We start from the raw sequence: 14,468 nt of genomic DNA, 5'->3' as shown, positions 1-14,468 counted from the left end.
AAAAAACGCCCTAAGGTGCGCACCTCTGACGACGTGGTTGTTCAACCACAATTCTAAATCGTTGAAGTAAGTAGGTTATGTCATAACATGATCACCTGCCTACTGCATTCTATGCTCTATACTTATATTTTAATTTGGTACTGACTTACTAAGGAATTGCCATGCGTATTGCTATTCTCTCTCGTAATGAGAATTTATATTCAACCATGCGCCTAAAACAGGCGGGTGAAGAACGTGGGCATCAAATCGATGTGATCGACACGCTTCACTGTTATATGGACATTACGAGCAACAACCCTAAGATCCGCTACAAGGGTGAAGAATTACCGCAATACGATGCTGTTATTCCACGTATTGGGGCATCTATTACGTTTTACGGCACTGCTGTTGTACGTCAGTTTGAAATGATGGGTACATTTTGTGTCAACGAATCTGTCGCGATCAGCCGCTCTCGTGACAAGTTGCGCTCATTGCAACTGCTATCACGTAAAGGCATCGGTTTGCCACGCACTGGCTTTGCTCACCATCCTGACAACATTCAGGACGTGATCAAAAACGTTGGTGGCGCACCTCTAGTAATTAAATTGCTAGAAGGCACTCAAGGCATTGGTGTTGTACTTGCTGAAACAAATAAAGCGGCAGAAAGCGTGATTGAAGCTTTCATGGGTTTGAAAGCTAACATCATGGTGCAAGAATTTATCGAAGAAGCAAAAGGCGCGGACATCCGTTGTTTTGTTGTCGGAAATAAGGTGATTGCCGCAATGAAGCGCCAAGCAAAAGAAGGCGAGTTCCGTTCTAACCTTCACCGTGGTGGCTCTGCACAACTCGTGCGTTTGAGCAAAGAAGAGCGTGCGACCGCTGTAAATGCAGCGAAAGTGATGGGCTTGAACCTTTGTGGTGTGGATATCCTTCAATCTAAAAATGGCCCAGTGGTAATGGAAGTGAACTCTTCCCCTGGTCTAGAAGGCATCGAACTAGCAACGGGTAAAAACATTGCAGGTATGATCTTCGATTTTATCGAGAAAAACGCTAAGCCAAATTCAAACCGTACTCGCGGTAAAGGTTGATTTTTGTTTAACGCACAAGAGAGCCAAAAACCGGCTCTCTTGTTACTCGTCGCTAGGATGACACTATGAATCAGAAAATGATCATTGGGAATGCCGAAGCTATTTGCTTGCCAGAGTTAGGGATTACTCACCTTGAAGCGCGTATTGATACAGGCGCTCAAACCTCTTCATTACATGTAGACAATATTGATTGCTTTGAAAAAGATGGTCAGTCTTATGTTGCATTCGATTTGCACCCAGATGTATACCATTTAGAACAAGTGGTTCGCTGCACAGCGAAACTAAAAGCAAACCGTAAGGTTAAATCTTCTAACGGTACTTTTGAGCACCGCTGCGTGATCACAACGATGCTGCGTATGGGCGACCAACAATGGCCAATCGACATTACGTTGACTAACCGTGAAAAAATGACTTACATGATGTTGTTAGGTCGTCAGGGTATGGCAGACAAAGTGCTGGTTGATCCTAGCCAATCTCACTTATTGGCATCTTAACCCCGTAGCTTCAGATGAGTGATCGAACGTTTTTGTTGAGCATCACTCGTCTGGCTTTATCTTAGCCTACTTCCTACGAAATAACGCAAACAACAATCCCTTCGCTTTAACTTTTGTCACTCGCCAGTGCGTCATTGGCTTAGTCGGCGCTGTATTCAAAATGTGCTGATACGCTTTTTCATCCAAAGTCACTTCTCCCCCATGTGCCAAAAGCAAACATTGCGGATTCATCTCAAACACACGCTTTAATGATTGCCGATATTGATTCGGATGAAATATGGGAAACGGCGCAATCAGATGCTGTTTCACCTGCACCATTAAATCCGCCACATACAGTACATCTTGTTCAGAATGATAAACCGACAGATCTCGGTCGGTATGCCCTAGTGTTTCTAGCACCTGCCAATCATCAAATCCAGGAATAAACTCTCCATCAATAAGTTCAATATCTGGCTTTAGCTTGCGGGAATACCACAGGTTTTGCTTTGGTTTACGCATCCGATTCGCCATCCAGCGTGCTAACATCAAATCGGTCAAATGCATTAGCCAACCGTCTACACCGCTATACCACTGGTTCTCTCGCTTTGCGGCCAATAGCTTGCATCCTGTTAAGTCACGTAGTTTGTGCGCACCACCAGCATGGTCTGGATGCATGTGGGTCACAACAACCAACTTTAGATCAGAAAAAGGACGATGGAGTTGATGTTCAATAAAGTCTTTAAGATGAGGAATGTCTGCTCGACTGGCACCATCAAGCAACAATAATCTATCGGGATATTCGGCGAGATACATGGTCTGAATGTACCCCTGAATTCTGTGCAGCTGCAAAATATGTCCTTATTTTAGTGAGATGCTTCATGACCGAATCCTTACTGGTCAGACCAACTATAACAGCAGAATGGACGCTTCGGTAAACAAATATTCACACGTAGCGACGACAACAAATCATAATCGAGATGATAGATTTTAATCATTAGACTCAAGGGCCCTTTTATCCGTTAATGCGCGCACACGGAGTTCGTGTCAGGGTATGAGGTAAATACCTCATGATTTGCTTTTTTGTACTTTTCCTTCTAATTAATTAAGGAGTTAAGTACATTTTTGTGAGAATCGAGTTGGAAAAAGCAACTAAATTAGACCGCATCCGCGCGGACTACAACGTTCACTACTGGAGCCAAGGTTTCTACGGCATTGATGACCAAGGCGAAGTATATGTATCACCACGTAGTGATCGTGCACATCAAATCCCTTTCAGCGCTATTGTAAATGAGCTAGAAGCGAAGCAGTTAAATCTGCCTGTATTAGTACGCTTCCCGCAAATCGTGCACCAACGTGTGCATGGTATTTGCCACGCATTCAACCAAGCAATTGAAGAATACCAATATCCAAACAAATACTTGTTGGTGTACCCAATTAAAGTAAACCAACAACGTGAAGTGGTGGATGAAATTCTAGCGAGCCAAGCTCAACTAGAAACCAAGCAGCTTGGTCTTGAAGCGGGTAGCAAGCCAGAATTGTTGGCGGTACTTGCATTGGCTCAACAAGGTAGCTCCGTAATCGTGTGTAATGGCTACAAAGACCGTGAGTATGTGCGTCTTGCACTGATCGGTGAAAAGCTGGGTCACAAGGTATTCATCGTACTAGAGAAGCTTTCTGAGCTGGATCTGGTACTAGAAGAAGCGAAAAGTTTGGGCGTAAAACCGCGCCTTGGTTTACGCATTCGCCTCGCCTCTCAAGGCGCAGGGAAATGGCAAGCAAGTGGCGGTGAAAAATCGAAGTTTGGTTTATCAGCATCGCAAGTGCTTAGCGTTATTGAACGTCTTAAACGCGAAGGCAACCTAGACGCGATGCAACTGGTTCACTTCCACCTTGGTTCACAGATGGCAAACATCCGTGATGTACGCAATGGTGTGAACGAGTCTGCACGTTTCTACTGCGAACTACGCGCACTCGGTGCAAACATCGAGTACTTCGATGTGGGCGGCGGCTTGGCAGTGGATTATGACGGCACACGCAGCCAATCATCGAATTCGATGAACTACGGCCTTGCAGAATACGCACGTAATATTGTGAACACAGTGGGCGATGTGTGTCTGCAATACGAACAACCAATGCCAGTGATCATTTCGGAATCGGGTCGCTCGCTAACAGCGCACCACGCTGTATTGATTTCTAACGTAATTGGTACCGAGTCGTACCTACCGGAAGAAGTACATGAGCTTGATGAGGACGCTCCGCTTTTGCTACAAAACATGTGGCGAAACTGGGAAAACTTGCAAGATGGTACAGACGCTCGTGCGTTAATTGAGATTTACAATGATACCCAAAGTGATTTGGCAGAAGTGCACTCTCAATTTGCTACAGGTGTGCTTAACTTGGAACAACGTGCGTGGGCAGAACAATTGTCACTGCGCATTTACTTCGAATTAAGCCGAAAGATGAGCACTAAGAATCGCTTCCACCGTCCGATTCTGGACGAGTTGAGCGAACGTCTTGCGGATAAGTTCTTCGTGAACTTCTCTCTCTTCCAATCTCTACCAGATGCTTGGGGTATTGATCAGGTGTTCCCTGTTCTGCCACTTTCTGGTCTTGGCGAGGCGGAAGAACGTCGTGCAGTGATGTTGGACATCACATGTGACTCTGATGGCGCGATCGATCACTACGTTGATGGTCAAGGCATCGAGAGCACGCTACCTGTACCAGCTTGGAGCAAAGACAAACCGTACCTAATGGGCTTTTTCCTAGTAGGCGCATACCAAGAAATCCTTGGTGACATGCACAACCTATTTGGTGATACCCACAGTGCTGTAGTCAATGTTGATGAACACGGTCAATTTGAGATCAGTTACATCAACGAAGGTGATAGTGTAGAAGACATGATGCGCTACGTTCATATCGACGTGGATGCGATTCGTGACAATTATAAACAATTGGTTTCACAGCGAGTTGAAGCCAATGAACAAGCACAAATCCTAGCAGAACTAGAACAAGGTCTAGCAGGATACACCTATTTAGAGGACTTCTGATATGAATGATTTGTTTACTAAAACTGATTATTCGCTTTACTCCAACTCTATGTCGTTTTTACGTCTGCCGTACATTCGTAACCCGGTATCGGCAGACGCAGACGTTGTGGTGTTGGGAGTCCCTCTGGACATGGCAACATCTGGTCGTCCAGGTGCGCGTATGGGTCCAGATGCAATTCGCCGTGCCTCAGTCAACTTGGCATGGGAAGGTAAGAAGTTCCCTTGGAGCTTCAACGTATTGGATAAACTGAAAGTGATCGACGCAGGTGATCTCGTGTTCGATTGCGGTGATGCGGAAGATTTTACTTACCGCCTTGAAGCGGTAACCAGTGAAATTCTAAAAAGTGGTAAAACCATGTTGGGATTGGGCGGTGACCACTTCATCACGCTACCTATCCTGCGTGCCTATGCGAAGCATCATGGCCAAATGGCGTTGATTCACTTTGATGCTCATACGGACACCTATGCAAATGGCAGTTCATACGACCACGGTACGATGTTCTACCATGCGCCGAAAGAAGGTTTGATCTCAGCAAAGAACTCAATACAAATCGGCATTCGTACGGAGTACAAACAGCAAGATCACGGCTTCAATGTGATTAATGCGATGCAAGCGAATGACATGTCGGTGAACGAGATCCTAGAAGAAATTCGTCGCACCGTCGCAGACAAGCCAGTATATGTCACTTTTGACATCGACTGCTTAGACCCGGCCTTCGCACCGGGAACTGGTACACCAGTTTGTGGTGGCTTGAACTCAGACAAAGCGCTGAAAATTATTCGTGGTTTAGCCGGCATGAATATCGTGGGTATGGATGTTGTCGAAGTATCGCCTCCATACGACCACAGTGATGTTACCGCACTAGCGGGAGCAACCATCGCACTAGAAATGCTTTACGCATACGCATCTGAGCGCGAATAGACATAATCATTTCTAAGGGAGCTTCGGCTCCCTTTTCTTTCTGATGCCTTCCTCTACCTTTTATTCACTCGTTTCATCTTGAACTCAGATCAACCGAGCAGACGCTTTATTTTTGCACTTTAACCATTAAAACCAGTTACCTATAAGGCTCATTCTATTCACGAAAAGTAAAAGATTTAACGTAATTAGACAAAGAAATGCACCGCTTTTTGAAAACAAAATCGGATTAGTTTTTCTAATTTAAATCATAGATTTTTATCTTGCTCAACTTCACACTTTCCGATTGCTAATTATACAAGCAAGCACTATTATCTCGCGCAAATATCCCCGCAACACAAGAAGTCAGTTGGCACTCTGTAAAAGAGCGCTAAGGTTTTTTACGTCTTAAACTTTTTGGAGAGATACGCAAATGTCTGCTTCGTTTCCATTAGCGAAACTTACCTTTTTAATCGCTATATTGACTGCCGTGGGTCAAATGACCCAGACAATGTACGTGCCTTCAATCGGTCATATGGCGGGCGAGTTTTTGGTATCTGCGTCATCACTTCAAGCTGTGATGGCTTGTTACCTAATCCCATATGGCTTGTCGCAATTTGCGTATGGCACACTATCGGACCGCTTGGGACGCAAACCGATCATCATCGTCGGGCTGCTTATCTACATCGCGGGTACACTGGTAGCATTATTTGCACATCAATTTGAATGGTTCTTGATTGGTAGCTTTATCCAAGGCTTAGGTATTGGTTGCGGCGGTGCGATGTCACGCACTCTGACTCGCGATTGCTTTGAAGGCTCTGATCTACACAGAGCAAACAGCTTAATTAGCATGTGTGTGATTTTCTCACCATTAATGGCACCAGTATTAGGCGGCTACCTAACAGAAGCTTTCGGATGGCGGTCAAGCTACTTGTTCTTAGCGCTATTTGCTATCGCGGTTGTGATCACCATGATGACAAGCATGATGGAGACGCTACCAAAAGAGAAACGCAAATTCGAACCAGTAGCCAAAAGCTACAAACACGTTTTGTCTGACCGCCGCTTTCAAGGCTTTTTGATTTGCCTGGTTGCAACATTCGCTGGTGTGGGTGTATTCGAAGCGGCGGCTGGGGTGTTGTTAGGTGGGGTATTAGAATTACCAGCAACAACGGTAAGTTTGCTGTTTATATTGCCGATCCCAGGTTACTTGGTGGGCGCAGGCTTATCTAGCTATATAGCAAGACGTCGCTCTGAGCGTCGTGCTCTAAATGTAGGCTTGGTCTCTATTTTTGTGGGCTCTGCTATTGTGCTCATCCCAGGCTTGTTTGGTTTAACCACAGCATTAACGCTGGTTGGAGGCGCAACCGTGTACTTTTTGGGTGCAGGTATTCTCTTCCCAGCAGCAACAACTGGAGCGATTGCGCCATTCCCATACCATGCAGGAACAGCAGGCGCGACATTGGGTGGCATGCAAAACTTGGGGGCAGGTGTAGCAACTTTGCTCGCGTCACTATTTCCAGCGCATAACCAGATGCCTTTGGGCATTTTGATGATGGCAATGTCGGTAATTGCAATGCTTGGGTTAATGTGGGTGAATCGAGCACACAATCACTCAAACGAAGTACCGCAAGTTATCTGATCATTATCAGCTGACTTTCAAAATCCAAAAGGGACACACTCAACAAGTGTGTCCCTTTTTTCATATCACACTATATCGATTTCCCGATGAGAATGATTTAACTTTCGAATTGATATTTGTTAAAAATAACAGCTGCTTACACAATGTGTTTTCAGCTCCCTTAAAATTGAGTAGCCAACTCGAAAATATTGAGGATTCTCACTTTTTCGGCATACCCCATAACAAAGAATGGACAACTGAAAACCACTAACAAAATGAAAGCCCAGCCCTCAGGATGAGGCCACTTGGGTGTACAATAAGGATAAAATCAGATGCGTTTCACTTTAACTACGTTGGCCGTCTCGGTCGCGCTTGTCGCCGGATGCAGCAATCAAGGAATCCCCAGCATGACTCAATACTCCCAAACACAGATCGTTGCTCAACAAACTCAAGCTCCGGTTGCGAAAAAAGTCCCTCACTCGATGACTATTCATGGCGATACCCGCGTTGATAACTACTACTGGATGCGTGACGACGAACGTAAAGACCCTGAAATTTTACAGCACCTAGAGAAAGAAAATCAGTACGCAGAAACCGTTCTAAAGCACACTGAAACACTTCAAGATACGCTATTTGAAGAAATTAAAGGGCGCATCGCAAAAGACGACAACTCAGTACCGGTTCGTAAAGGCAACTATTTCTACTCCAGTGAAGTGACCGGAGATAACGAGTACGAAGTCCATTTGCGAGCTAAAGACTTTGCAGGCAAAGACAAACAAATCATTTTAGATGTCAATGAACTAGCAAAAGAACATGAATTTTTCAGTATCGGCGGCCTATACGTTAGTCCGAATGAAAACTTATTGGCGTATGGCGAAGACACATTAAGCCGCCGCGTGTACACCCTTAAGATCAAAGACCTGACAACAGGCAATTACCTACAAGATGAAATCGAAGGGGCCTCAAGCGCTGTCGCATGGCAGAACGATAACAACGCCTTTTACTACATCAAAAAAGATCCACAGACCTTATTGGGCTACCAAGTTTATCGTCATGTATTGGGCACACCACAAAGCAGCGATGAGCTTATTTTTGAGGAAACCGACAGCGCCTATTACACCTCACTAAGCAAAAGCAAAGATGGCGAAGATATTTATATCTGGCATTCGAGTACAGAAACCAGTGGGGTCTCTATCATTGATGCGAACAACCCTAAAGCAAAGGCGAAACCGTTCTATCCTCGTGAAGATGGCATTGAATACAGTATTTCTAAGCTAGGCGATTGGTACTACATTTATACTAACTATCAAGCCGTCAACTTCCGTTTGATGAAAGTTCATCAAAATGACATGCATGACCGCTCTAAATGGCAAGATGTGATTGCCGCAGACGACAACACTCAACTTGTCGACTTCGAGTTATTCGATGATCACATCGTCTATGAACAGCGCTCTAACGGCCTAGCAAGCGTCACTGTACGTCAGCTTTCAACAGGAAAAGAACTCCCCCTCACATTTAATGACGATGCGTTTGCTGCCTATTTGACAGGTAACCTAGAGCTGGATAACGAGAAAGTTCGTATTTATTACAGCAGTTTAACCACTCCAGGAACCTACTACGATTTCGATCTAAAAACGGGCGAGTCAGAAATCATGAAGCAAACACCTGTACTTGGTGATTTTAATCCTGACAATTACCAATCAGAACGCATTATGATCACAGCCCGTGACGGTAAAGAAGTACCCGTTTCTTTGGTGTATCGTAAAGACTTATTTAAGAAAGATGGTACGAATCCACTCTACCAATATGGTTATGGGTCTTATGGCGCAACCATTGAGCCAACTTTCCGCTCGACACGTTTGAGTCTATTGGATCGCGGCTTTGTTTACGCCATTGCTCATATTCGTGGATCTGAAATGCTTGGCCGCCCTTGGTATGAAGACGGTAAAAAACTAACCAAGCAAAACACATTCAACGACTTTATTGATGTGACTAAAGGTTTGGTTGAACAAGGCTACGGCGCGAAAGATAAAGTCTTCGCTGTTGGTGGCTCTGCAGGAGGTCTCTTAATGGGGGCTATCATCAACCAAGCACCAGAACTGTACCGCGGTATCGGTGCACATGTTCCGTTTGTGGACGTGGTAACCACTATGCTCGATGAATCAATTCCATTGACCACCAATGAGTATGATGAATGGGGTAACCCAAATAACAAAACATACTATGACTATATGTTGAGTTACTCGCCTTACGACAACATCAAGGCGCAAAACTACCCGAACATGTTGGTAACGACTGGCTTGCACGACTCTCAAGTACAGTACTTTGAACCAATGAAGTGGGTCGCCAAACTTCGTGAAATGAAGACAGACGATAACGTCTTGTTGTTCAAAACCGATATGGAAGCCGGACACGGCGGCGCATCTGGTCGATTTAAGCGCTTAAAAGAAGATGCGCTAGAGTATGCCTTCTTCCTCGATTTACTCGATAAAAAATAAGCGTATTAATAGAACTGTATCTCTAACAACAAAAAATGCCCGCAACTTGCGGGCATTTTTATAGACGCACTCTCTAAACAAAGAGTGGGGTTACCTAAGCACAGAATGACTAGCGTCTCTTATAGCCAAAGGATAGCAGAAAGAAAAACGCCTACTCACAACGAGTAGGCGTTAACACAATAAATGTGTTTAGGCAGTAGAAACTGGCCTATTTATTAGAAGTAGTAACGAGCACCTAGAGTCCAGTAGTCGTTCTCTTCATTGTTGTAGTCGTTACCTAGATCAAACTGGTAAGCTGCAAACGTTACGAAAGCAGGAGTTACAGCGTACTCTGCTTGTAGCGCAGTTTCGCTTGAAACTGTCTTATTGTCTTCTTCGTCTTCTACGCCTTCGTAGTTAACGCTGAATGTCCAATCGTTTACGCCGTATGCCAAAAGAGCTTCAAGTTGAGAAGTGTCTTTACGCATTTGGTAAAAGTACTCGTTCATACCGTATACTACTGCTGCGTATAGACCTGAACCGTACTGACCGTAGTTTACAGAGAATAGGTGTGATTCAGCGTTCTTAGTACCTAGAGTCGCGTTTTTAACATCACCACCGCTGTATACGTAGCCTAGACCAAAGCCAGCTACAGAACCGCTCAATGCAACTTGACCACGTTGCTCGTATGTTGTTGCATCTGAAGTTTGCTCACCTTGCCAACCTAGACCTAGGTTGAAAGCAAAACCTTCACCAAATTCAAAACCTTTACGGTAGCTAAGCATTTTATCAGCACGAGCTGAGCCTAGGTTGCCGTGGTTGTCGTACAAAAAGTCGTTCGCAAACGCGATTGGTAGATCCGCAACGCCAGCGACATCGTAGTAAGGTGACCATTGAGTACCTGCTACTAAACGGCCAAACTGCTCATGAGTAGCACCGATGTAACCTAGACGAGTTTTGAATGACTGTTCACCACCATTTAGGTAGTTAAGCGCCCATTCACCTTTAGCGTCGATAGTAATACCGTTGCCAATGTCTTTCTTACCCGCAACGTTAATACGCGGAGACACTTGGTGAACTTTTACATCTTCTTCGAAATACTCACCCACGCCAACTGAAACGTGACCGCCGATCGATAAAGATGTACCATCGCTGTTGTAAACTTCTGCTGCGAAGGCCTGTGAACCACATGCTAGTGCCGCCACTGCAACGGCTAGAGTTTTCATTTTCATTGTTAACATCCGTATAGTTGTTTGTACCGGTTCGCTTAGAAACAGATTAAATCCGAATCAATCGCAACGAACACATAACAAAGTAATAATGAAATAGAAATGAAACAAACACTTTCTTATGCAACCAGTGGTATTAATGCTCACATTTTGAAATGGATCACAAAAAAATAGGGAACTTTTCATTCCCCATCATAAAATCTGTGGCTTTTTACGTGTCACATCTCCCAACGTGCGAGTGGCTTCTCAGTTTTGATACCCTTACTGCCCCAGCGGTCAATAACATCAATTTGCAGTATGCGGCTCGGTTTAATAAGCGATGTCAAGGTTTTCGACGGTCGTTTATCCGTCACCAACCATAGCGTTTTATCTTGTTCAAACTGAGCTTTTAAAGATAATTTGTCTTCTTCTGTCCACTCGAGTTCCGGCTTAAATTCGCGCCCAACCACAAACAATTGGTTGCCAGAGGCAAAGTCCTCTAGTGACTCACTCATCAGTACCACTGAATCGATGCCTTTATCGAAGATCTCTGCCTGTTGTTGGTTGATCAGTTCACGCACATTGAGCATAAGAGCCTGTTGATTCGTTTGAATCGTCTTTTGGTGTTCAGGATATACACGTTGTAGATCCTCTCCAACAATACCCGCCATTCGGATTAAGTTTGTAGGGTTCAGCCATGCGTACTTCGATGTTGACCCGTTTTCCAATGTCAGTACTGCAACTCCTTGAGCTCTAGGAGAAATGGCCTGCGATGCATCGATTTCAATCAAGTGAATGTTGCCCTGTCGAGCGTAAACATAAGTCGGGTCTTGTTTCCAAATCGCACCAAGAGTAATAGCAACCGTCGCGGCTTGACCCGCTTGCTTAACTTGCTCTGTACCTTTATTTGCGAACCAGTTCTCAAGACGCTCAACGCCGTAACGCTTTGGAGGCAGATACTGAGTCTCTATCCCTGTACCTTTCATGAGTTGCTCAGACAACATGTACGTGACGGGAGTGCTGGTTAAAATGTCTTTGCCGCTTGCCAACGATGGAAGTGTTGTCGCTATAACCAAACCAAAAGTTATCGCTAATTTTTTTATCTTCATGTTCATTACTTTATAAAAAGGGTTACGCTTTTTGGATAATTCGGTAAACCGTTGCTGTTAGGAAAAATGCCGCAGAAACAATGATGATGGATGCGCCTGATGGCACTGGTAGCTCAAGCTCCATCGGCAGTATGGTTCCTATTAAACACGCAATGGTTGCCAATAAAGAAGAAAGGAGAACAAAACTGCCCATGCGTTTAGTCAATAACCTAGCCGTTGCACCAGGAATCAGTAGCAATGCACCAACCAATACCGCGCCAATAATCTTTACCGCGGCGATGGTGACCAAGGTGATCATCATGACAAATAAGTAATCATAAAAGCTGGTATTAAAGCCGCGTACACGTGCAATATCCGGGCTGATACAAGTTAGCAAAATGCGGTTAAACGTTGGAATAAGAAGCAGTAATATGATCAAACAACTGATCGCTAAAATAAGGATATCGTTGTCCGTCACAGTCAAGATCGAGCCAAACAACACGTTCTCCAACATGTGAATGTTGATCTTACGAGCAACGTACATTAACAGCGCAGCACCAACCGCTAACGCTAATGCAAGAAAAACCCCAACCAGTGTGTCGTAAGGTACATTCGTACGATTACGAACAAAGTGAAGCAACAGCGCAAAAATCATACAAAAGCTAAACAATCCGATGATCGGATTCTCTGGCGGCTCACCGAGCAACACACCAATCGCGATTCCGGTAAGCGCAGCATGCCCAACCGCTTCAGAGAAAAAAGCCAGTCGCTTGGCGATGACTAATGTACCAAGACCACCAAGTAATGGTCCTAATATCAGCGCTGCCACAATTGCGTTTACCATGAAGGCATAAGAAAAGCTATCGCTTAACCATCCAGCTTCAACGCCGCTAACCGCTAACTCTCGCAACCAATCCATTATGCAGCCTCCTCTTTTGCTGTGTAGTGCTTGAATAATGTTTCTATACGATCAGGGCTTAGCACATCTGAATGGTGACCTGACGCCACAATTTGACGATTTACGACATGGACCTGCGCATCTAAACGGCGCACGGCGGTCACGTCATGATGTACTGCCACCACCGTTTTGCCTTCTCCAACAACTTCATGAATCAAACCTTCAAGATATCGAACACCTTGCTCATCCATGCCAGTTGTAGGTTCGTCTAAAACCAATAAATTGGGCTCATCCAGTAAAGCTTGCGCAAACAAAACACGCTGTTGCTCACCGCCAGAGAGTTGCCCCATACGACGGTCGCTACGCGTTGCCATACCCACGCGATCCAGCTGGGCCAGGGCATGTTGAGTTTGTTTCGTTTTACGTCGCCAAAATAGAGGGATACGAGTTTGGTTAAGCAGTACAAAATCCATCACGGTTAACGGGAGGCTTGCTTCAAACATCGCTTTTTGTGGCACATACCCTATCTTCCCCGATGCAGCTGATGGTTCTGGCCAATTGAGCGCTATGTTTCCCGAAAATGGCGTGAGTCCAAGTACCGAACGAAGCAAAGAGGTTTTACCACCGCCGTTCGGTCCCATAATCACGTGACATTTCGCGTTCTCGAATTCGGCGCTGATGTTCTGCAAAATGATATTGTCGGCGTATTTTAGGCCCACGTTACTTAAGGAAACGGAAGGTCCAGTCATCACGCCTTTTCCCCTGCTCGCTTACTCGCCACAAATTTCATGGCTTCGATTAGTGTTTCCACATTATCTCGCATCTCAACCTCGACTTTATCAGCCTCATACTCACCGTGAGTCATGTGAGAAAAGCGATAAAGCTGCACCCCGGTCGCCTCTTCGATGGTATCAACAAAGCGATTCGGCATATTGAGCTCATAAAACAGAACATCAATGCCCGATTCACGAATTTTCTCTATCGTTTCCTGTAGCTGACTTGCACTTGGTTCTACACCATGAGCAGGCTCAATGACAGCGGCAACGTCAACACCAAACTCCTGAAGGATATATCCGTAAGCATTGTGGGTTGTCGCCACCTTCATACCAGCCGTGTCCAACTCACCAAGAGACAACATTGCATCACGCTTCATCAGGCGAAATGTTTTCGCATATTTACGAGCATTTTGGCGATAGAACGTAGCATTGTCTGGGTCCAATTGGCTTAGCTCACTCGCGATGGTGTAAACCTTTTGAATGGTTGTTGATAGACCGACAAAGGTGTGAGGGTTCACTGCTCCTTGACCAACAGACTGCCCCATAGCGGGCAATAAAGGCACTTCTTTGTTCGCTTCTATAACCACGAGATCATCACGCTGAGAAGCCTTGATCACTTTCAGTGCAAAATCGTCATGACCAATACCATTGATCACTATTACGTCCATTTCATTTAAGCGCTTAAGATCATTAGGTTGTGGCAAATAGTTGTGAGGATTAAAACCAGCATCAACCAAAGGAACGATGTCCGCCTTCTCACCAACAACGGCTTTAACATAGCTGTAATAAGGTTGAAGCGTAATACCAATACTGAGTTTATCGGCAGCAAAGCCAGTAGAAGACACCGTCAATAACGCGGTGGCTGTAAGAATACGACGTAAAAGAGAGCGTTTGATCATAGTACTTATCAATTATGTT

General features: G+C 44.9%; 12 protein-coding genes. 6 read left to right on the top strand and 6 right to left on the bottom strand.

What is annotated here, in order from left to right; translation table 11 throughout:
* Window positions 1-161 precede the first annotated feature (161 nt).
* The gene (gene rimK / locus KJB35_RS13150; RefSeq protein WP_005374224.1) at window positions 162-1,067 is read left to right on the top strand and encodes a 30S ribosomal protein S6--L-glutamate ligase; all 906 of its coding nucleotides are present in this window, start codon (window positions 162-164) and stop codon (window positions 1,065-1,067) included.
* 65 nt (window positions 1,068-1,132) lie between these two features.
* Window positions 1,133-1,561 (top strand): RimK/LysX family protein, encoded by a 429-nt coding sequence (locus KJB35_RS13145; RefSeq protein ID WP_005384193.1) that lies wholly within the window; start codon window positions 1,133-1,135, stop codon window positions 1,559-1,561.
* A gap of 66 nt (window positions 1,562-1,627) precedes the next feature.
* Here KJB35_RS13145 and KJB35_RS13140 read toward each other — a convergent pair whose 3' ends face one another.
* Window positions 1,628-2,353 (bottom strand): MBL fold metallo-hydrolase, encoded by a 726-nt coding sequence (locus KJB35_RS13140; RefSeq protein WP_054574596.1) that lies wholly within the window; start codon window positions 2,351-2,353, stop codon window positions 1,628-1,630.
* 323 nt (window positions 2,354-2,676) lie between these two features.
* Between KJB35_RS13140 and speA the strand changes: the two genes are divergently transcribed.
* The 4 genes from speA to KJB35_RS13120 all read left to right on the top strand — a co-directional run bounded on the left by speA (window position 2,677) and on the right by KJB35_RS13120 (window position 9,601).
* A complete protein-coding gene (speA, locus tag KJB35_RS13135; protein WP_031778854.1) occupies window positions 2,677-4,587 on the top strand; it encodes an arginine decarboxylase in 1,911 nt (636 codons plus the stop codon).
* Window position 4,588: 1 nt separating this feature from the next.
* Window positions 4,589-5,509 (top strand): agmatinase, encoded by a 921-nt coding sequence (gene speB, locus KJB35_RS13130; protein ID WP_206949480.1) that lies wholly within the window; start codon window positions 4,589-4,591, stop codon window positions 5,507-5,509.
* 409 nt (window positions 5,510-5,918) lie between these two features.
* Window positions 5,919-7,124 carry a multidrug efflux MFS transporter EmrD gene (emrD, locus tag KJB35_RS13125; RefSeq protein WP_005374234.1) on the top strand — a complete coding sequence of 402 codons (1,206 nt, stop codon included), beginning with the start codon at window positions 5,919-5,921 and terminating at the stop codon, window positions 7,122-7,124.
* A 311-nt stretch (window positions 7,125-7,435) separates the two neighbouring features.
* Window positions 7,436-9,601, top strand: coding sequence for a S9 family peptidase (locus tag KJB35_RS13120; protein WP_170890234.1), 2,166 nt, complete (start codon window positions 7,436-7,438; stop codon window positions 9,599-9,601).
* 215 nt (window positions 9,602-9,816) lie between these two features.
* Here the strand turns inward: KJB35_RS13120 and KJB35_RS13115 are convergent, their stop codons facing one another.
* The 5 genes from KJB35_RS13115 to KJB35_RS13095 all read right to left on the bottom strand — a co-directional run bounded on the left by KJB35_RS13115 (window position 9,817) and on the right by KJB35_RS13095 (window position 14,449).
* Entirely contained in the window at window positions 9,817-10,812 is a 996-nt protein-coding gene (locus KJB35_RS13115; protein WP_017635534.1) for a porin, read from the bottom strand.
* Window positions 10,813-11,027: 215 nt separating this feature from the next.
* A complete protein-coding gene (locus KJB35_RS13110; protein ID WP_213907724.1) occupies window positions 11,028-11,897 on the bottom strand; it encodes a metal ABC transporter solute-binding protein, Zn/Mn family in 870 nt (289 codons plus the stop codon).
* A 22-nt stretch (window positions 11,898-11,919) separates the two neighbouring features.
* Window positions 11,920-12,795: a metal ABC transporter permease gene (locus KJB35_RS13105; protein ID WP_005374244.1), complete on the bottom strand. Its 876-nt coding sequence runs from the start codon at window positions 12,793-12,795 to the stop codon at window positions 11,920-11,922.
* Complete coding sequence (locus KJB35_RS13100; RefSeq protein ID WP_158173506.1) at window positions 12,795-13,523, bottom strand: metal ABC transporter ATP-binding protein; 729 nt, start codon at window positions 13,521-13,523, stop codon at window positions 12,795-12,797. Before KJB35_RS13100 ends, KJB35_RS13105 begins: the two co-directional genes overlap by 1 nt.
* Window positions 13,523-14,449, bottom strand: coding sequence for a metal ABC transporter solute-binding protein, Zn/Mn family (locus KJB35_RS13095; protein ID WP_005374249.1), 927 nt, complete (start codon window positions 14,447-14,449; stop codon window positions 13,523-13,525). Before KJB35_RS13095 ends, KJB35_RS13100 begins: the two co-directional genes overlap by 1 nt.
* Between the last annotated feature and the right edge of the window lie 19 nt (window positions 14,450-14,468).

The organism is Vibrio sp. D431a (assembly GCF_030248655.1).
Lineage (GTDB): Bacteria > Pseudomonadota > Gammaproteobacteria > Enterobacterales > Vibrionaceae > Vibrio > Vibrio alginolyticus.
This window is presented reverse-complemented; position numbering and strand designations above follow the sequence as displayed.

Bases quoted from the DNA above. Each gene is read 5' to 3' on its own strand.
- rimK (WP_005374224.1), top strand. From the start codon at position 162: ATGCGTATTGCTATTCTCTCTCGTAATGAGAATTTATATTCAACCATG.
- KJB35_RS13145 (WP_005384193.1), top strand. From the start codon at position 1,133: ATGAATCAGAAAATGATCATTGGGAATGCCGAAGCTATTTGCTTGCCA.
- KJB35_RS13140 (WP_054574596.1), bottom strand. From the start codon at position 2,353: ATGTATCTCGCCGAATATCCCGATAGATTATTGTTGCTTGATGGTGCC.
- speB (WP_206949480.1), top strand. From the start codon at position 4,589: ATGAATGATTTGTTTACTAAAACTGATTATTCGCTTTACTCCAACTCT.
- emrD (WP_005374234.1), top strand. From the start codon at position 5,919: ATGTCTGCTTCGTTTCCATTAGCGAAACTTACCTTTTTAATCGCTATA.
- KJB35_RS13120 (WP_170890234.1), top strand. From the start codon at position 7,436: ATGCGTTTCACTTTAACTACGTTGGCCGTCTCGGTCGCGCTTGTCGCC.
- KJB35_RS13115 (WP_017635534.1), bottom strand. From the start codon at position 10,812: ATGAAAATGAAAACTCTAGCCGTTGCAGTGGCGGCACTAGCATGTGGT.
- KJB35_RS13110 (WP_213907724.1), bottom strand. From the start codon at position 11,897: ATGAAGATAAAAAAATTAGCGATAACTTTTGGTTTGGTTATAGCGACA.
- KJB35_RS13105 (WP_005374244.1), bottom strand. From the start codon at position 12,795: ATGGATTGGTTGCGAGAGTTAGCGGTTAGCGGCGTTGAAGCTGGATGG.
- KJB35_RS13100 (WP_158173506.1), bottom strand. From the start codon at position 13,523: ATGACTGGACCTTCCGTTTCCTTAAGTAACGTGGGCCTAAAATACGCC.
- KJB35_RS13095 (WP_005374249.1), bottom strand. From the start codon at position 14,449: ATGATCAAACGCTCTCTTTTACGTCGTATTCTTACAGCCACCGCGTTA.